This is a genomic window from Cellulomonas sp. IC4_254 (genome assembly GCF_011603975.1).
Classification (GTDB): domain Bacteria; phylum Actinomycetota; class Actinomycetes; order Actinomycetales; family Cellulomonadaceae; genus Cellulomonas.
The window spans coordinates 1-4,645 of the sequence record NZ_JAANNB010000249.1 but is presented as its reverse complement, the minus strand read 5'-3'; the positions used below and the strand labels follow the sequence as shown (position 1 = coordinate 4,645).

4 protein-coding genes are annotated in these 4,645 nt (G+C 74.4%); 2 read left to right on the top strand and 2 right to left on the bottom strand.

Annotated elements, in window-relative coordinates; genetic code table 11:
• Nucleotides 1-1,173 (top strand): epoxide hydrolase family protein (locus tag G6556_RS17205; protein ID WP_240934677.1); only part of this gene is annotated, 1,173 nt, incomplete at its 5' end.
• A 166-nt stretch (nt 1,174-1,339) separates the two neighbouring features.
• The gene (locus tag G6556_RS17200; RefSeq protein ID WP_166944120.1) at nt 1,340-3,724 is read left to right on the top strand and encodes an excinuclease ABC subunit UvrA; all 2,385 of its coding nucleotides are present in this window, start codon (nt 1,340-1,342) and stop codon (nt 3,722-3,724) included.
• Nucleotides 3,725-3,741: 17 nt separating this feature from the next.
• On the opposite strand, the gene G6556_RS17195 is transcribed toward G6556_RS17200, so the two are convergent.
• Together G6556_RS17195 and G6556_RS17190 are read right to left on the bottom strand one after the other, a co-directional pair.
• Nucleotides 3,742-4,191 (bottom strand): RidA family protein, encoded by a 450-nt coding sequence (locus G6556_RS17195; RefSeq protein ID WP_166944118.1) that lies wholly within the window; start codon nt 4,189-4,191, stop codon nt 3,742-3,744.
• Between the two features lie 70 nt (nt 4,192-4,261).
• The gene (locus G6556_RS17190; RefSeq protein WP_346774967.1) at nt 4,262-4,621 is read right to left on the bottom strand and encodes a nuclear transport factor 2 family protein; all 360 of its coding nucleotides are present in this window, start codon (nt 4,619-4,621) and stop codon (nt 4,262-4,264) included.
• Nucleotides 4,622-4,645 lie beyond the last annotated feature (24 nt).

Below are 4,645 nucleotides of genomic sequence, written 5' to 3'. Positions count from 1 at the left end.
GCCGAGCACGGCCCCGCCCCCGCGGCCCCCGAGCCGTGCGCCCCGCGCACCGACCCGGCGGCGCTCGACGACCTGCGCCGGCGGCTGCGCGCCACGCGCTGGCCGGTCGTCCCCGAGGACGCGGGCTGGTCCGCGGGCGTGGACGTCGCGTGGCTGCGCGACCTGACGCGCACCTGGGCCGACGACTTCGACTGGCCGGCCCGGGAGGCGGAGCTCAACCGGCTGCCGCGGTACCGGGTCCGCGTCGGCGGCCTCGGCCTGCACGTGGTGCACGCCCGCGCGGTCGCGCCGACCGGCCCGGTGCTGCCGCTGGTCCTGACGCACGGCTGGCCCGACTCCTTCTGGCGGTACACCGAGGTGGTCGACCTGCTCGCCGACCCCGGGGCACACGGCGCCGACCCGGCCGACGCCTTCGACGTGGTGGTGCCGGACCTGCCCGGGTACGGCTACTCGGACCGGCCGGCGGACGCGCTGGACTCGATCGCGGTCGCCGGGCTGTGGGCGCGGCTCATGACGACGCTCGGCTACGACCGGTTCGGCGCCGCGGGCGGGGACATCGGCAGCCACGTCACCCGCTACCTGGCGCTCGACCACCCGGACCGGGTCGTCGCGGTGCACCGGACCGACGCCGGGATGCCCGGGCCGCACCTCGACCCCGCCGTCGCGACCCCCGAGGAGCGCGAGTGGATCGCCGAGGGCGCGCGCTGGGTCGCGACGGAGGGCGCCTACGCGATCGCGCACCGGACCAAGCCGGACACCCTCGCCGTCGGCCTCACGGACTCGCCGGCCGGTCTCGCGGCCTGGGTCGGGGAGAAGCTCCGGTCCTGGAGCGGCGGGGGCGGGGACCCCGAGGGCGCGCTGACCCGGGACCAGATCCTGACGAACCTGACGATCTACTGGCTCACCGGCACCATCGGGTCCTCGATGCGGATGTACCGGGCCAACGCCGCCATCCCGCCGGCGCAGCTCGCCCGGCGGGTCGAGGTGCCGTCGGGGTTCTCGATCTTCGCCGGCGACGTGGTGCGCCCGCCGCGGGCGTGGCTGGAGCGGAGCGCGAACGCCGTGCGGATCACCGAGCCGCCGCGGGGCGGGCACTTCGCGCCGATCGAGCAGCCGGAGGTCTACGCCCGCGAGCTGCGCGAGTTCTTCCGGCCGTACCGGGCGGCGGCCTGAGGCCCCGCCGGATACGCAGCGCCGCCACCTGCCTGCGGACCGGGGCGGTCTCGGCCACCGGAGTCGCCGCCGGCGGCTACGCAGGCTCCCGCAGGTGCTTGCGCGGGACCGCGCCGCGCGGCCACGCTGGGTCGCCACCATCGCGACCTGCCCGGACGGAGACCCCATGACCGCCACGCGGACGGAGGCGGCGACGACGCCGCACGTCGCCGACACCCACGACCTGATCCGCGTGCGGGGCGCGCGGGAGAACAACCTCAAGGACGTCGACGTCGAGATCCCCAAGCGCCGGCTCACAGCGTTCACCGGGGTGTCGGGCTCCGGCAAGAGCTCGCTGGTGTTCGCGACCATCGCCGCGGAGTCGCAGCGGATGATCAACGAGACGTACAGCGCGTTCGTCCAGGGGTTCATGCCGACCCTCGCGCGGCCGGACGTCGACGTCCTCGACGGCCTGACGACGGCGATCATCGTCGACCAGGAGCGGATGGGCGCGAACCCGCGGTCGACCGTCGGCACCGTCACGGACGCGAACGCGATGCTCCGGATCGTGTTCAGCCGGCTCGGGCAGCCGCACATCGGCTCGCCGCAGGCGTTCTCGTTCAACGTGGCCTCGGTCAGCGGGGCGGGCGCGGTTACGTTCGAGAAGGGCGGCGTCCAGACCAAGGAACGGCGCGAGTTCAGCGTCACCGGCGGCATGTGCCCGCGGTGCGAGGGCCGCGGGGACGTGCAGGACTTCGACCTCAGCCAGCTCTACGACGCGGACAAGTCGCTCGCCGACGGCGCGCTCACCGTGCCCGGCTACACGATGGACGGCTGGTACGGCCGGATCTTCGCGGGCAGCGGCTTCTTCGACATGGACAAGCCGATCCGCGACTTCACCGAGCGCGAGCTGGCGGACCTGCTGCACAAGGAGCCGACCAAGATCAAGGTCGAGGGCATCAACCTCACCTACGAGGGGATCATCCCGAAGATCCGCAAGTCGATGCTCGCGAAGGACGTCGACGCGATGCAGCCGCACATCCGCGCGTTCGTGGAGCGGGCGGTCACCTTCACCACCTGCCCCGACTGCGGCGGCACGCGGCTGAACGAGGGCGCGCGGTCCTCGAAGATCCGGGGCGTCAGCATCGCCGACGCCTGCGCGATGCAGATCAGCGACCTGGCCGCGTGGGTGCGGGGCCTCGACGAGCCGTCCGTCGCGCCGGTGCTGGAGGCGCTGGGGGAGACGCTCGACTCGTTCGTGGAGATCGGCCTGGGCTACCTCTCGCTCGACCGGCCCTCGGGCACGCTGTCCGGCGGCGAGGCGCAGCGCACCAAGATGATCCGGCACCTCGGCTCGTCGCTCACCGACGTGACCTACGTGTTCGACGAGCCGACTATCGGCCTGCACCCGCACGACATCCAGCGCATGAACGAGCTGCTCCTGCGGCTGCGCGACAAGGGCAACACCGTCCTGGTCGTCGAGCACAAGCCCGAGGCGATCGCGGTCGCCGACCACGTGGTCGACCTCGGCCCGGGTGCCGGCACCGGCGGCGGCGAGATCGTGTTCCAGGGGACCGTCGAGGAGCTGCGCCGCAGCGGCACCCTGACCGGGCGGCACCTGGACGACCGCGCCGCGCTGAAGCCGGCGGTCCGCGAGCGCACGGGGGTGCTGGAGATCCGCGGCGCGTCGTCGCACAACCTCAAGGACGTCGACGTCGACCTCCCGCTGGGCGTGCTCACCGTGGTCACGGGCGTGGCCGGCTCGGGCAAGTCGTCCCTGATCCACGGCTCGGTGTCGAGGCGGGACGGGGTGGTGTCGATCGACCAGGGCGCCATCCGCGGCTCGCGGCGCAGCAACCCCGCGACGTACACGGGCCTGCTGGAGCCGGTCCGCAAGGCGTTCGCCAAGGCCAACGGGGTGAAGCCCGCGCTGTTCTCCGCGAACTCCGCCGGCGCGTGCCCGACCTGCAACGGCGCGGGCGTCGTCTACACCGACCTCGGGATGATGGCCGGCGTCGCGACGACGTGCGAGGAGTGCGAGGGCCGCCGGTTCCAGGCGTCGGTGCTGGAGTACACGCTCGGCGGCAAGGACATCAGCCAGGTGCTGGCCATGTCGGTCACCGAGGCGGAGGCGTTCTTCGGCGCCGGCGACGCGCGGACCCCGGCGGCGCACGCGGTGCTGCAGCGGCTCGCCGACGTCGGCCTGGGCTACCTCAGCCTGGGTCAGCCGCTCACCACGCTGTCCGGCGGCGAGCGGCAGCGGCTGAAGCTCGCGACCCACATGGGGGAGAAGGGCGGGGTGCTCGTCCTCGACGAGCCCACCACCGGCCTGCACCTCGCGGACGTCGAGCAGCTGCTCGGGCTGCTGGACCGGCTGGTGGACTCCGGGAAGTCGGTCGTCGTGATCGAGCACCACCAGGCCGTGATGGCCCACGCCGACTGGATCGTGGACCTCGGACCGGGGGCCGGGCACGACGGCGGCCGGGTGGTGTTCGAGGGCACGCCGGCCGACCTGGTGGCGGCGCGGTCGACGCTCACCGGCGAGCACCTCGCGGCGTACGTCGGGGCCTGAGGCGGCGCGCCCGGGGGTCAGGCCGGCGGCACCGAGGCGACCGCCTCGACCTCCACCAGCACCCCCGGCCGCGACTCCGGCACGGACACGACCGTCACCGCGGTCCGGCGCCGGCCCCACACGGCGGCGCTCGCCTCGTACGCCGCCGTCGGGTCGACGCCGGCCGTGAGGAAGATCCGCAGGATCGCCACGTGGTCGGCGTCCGTGCCCGCCTCCGCGAGCACGGCGAGCACGTTGCGCAGGGCCTGCTCGGTCTGCGGCCCGAGGCCGTCGAGCAGCGTGCCGTCGGCGTCGACGCCGTTCTGGCCGCCGACGTACAGCGTCGGGCCGGCGGGCAGGACCATGCCCTGGGCGAAGGCCGGGCTGCGCACCGACCCGGGCGGGTCGACCGGGACCGGGCGCGTGCCGGGCCGGGTGGGGCCGGGCTGGGAGGAGCTGGGCTGGGTGGAGCTGGACTGGGTGGACATCGTCGTCTCCCTCCGTCGGAGGACCCCAGCATCCCCCCGACCACCGACACGCCCCGGGTGACCGCCGGGCTCAGTCCTGGACCAGCACCGTCCAGAGCCGCGCGATCCGGTCGTCCCGGACCTCCGCGACGTCGATGCCCCGTACGACGGGGTCCTGCCCGGGCGGGCCGAACTGCCAGGCGAGCAGCGCGAGGTCCTGCGCCCGGCGCACCGGCCCGTCGGCGGAGAACGCGAACCCGGGCGCGCCGTCCAGCAGGCTCTGCGCCTTGCGGTGCACGGCGTCCCAGCCGGACACGGTCTCCTCGGGGTCGGCGAACACGACGTCGCGGGTGTACGTCTCCTCGATCGCCACCCGCCGGCGCTCGGGGTCGCGCTCCCCGAACACGCGACGCAGGTTCGCGTCCATCAGCTCCTCGATGCGGTCGGTCACGCGGCGCCCCTCTCGTCGTGGCCA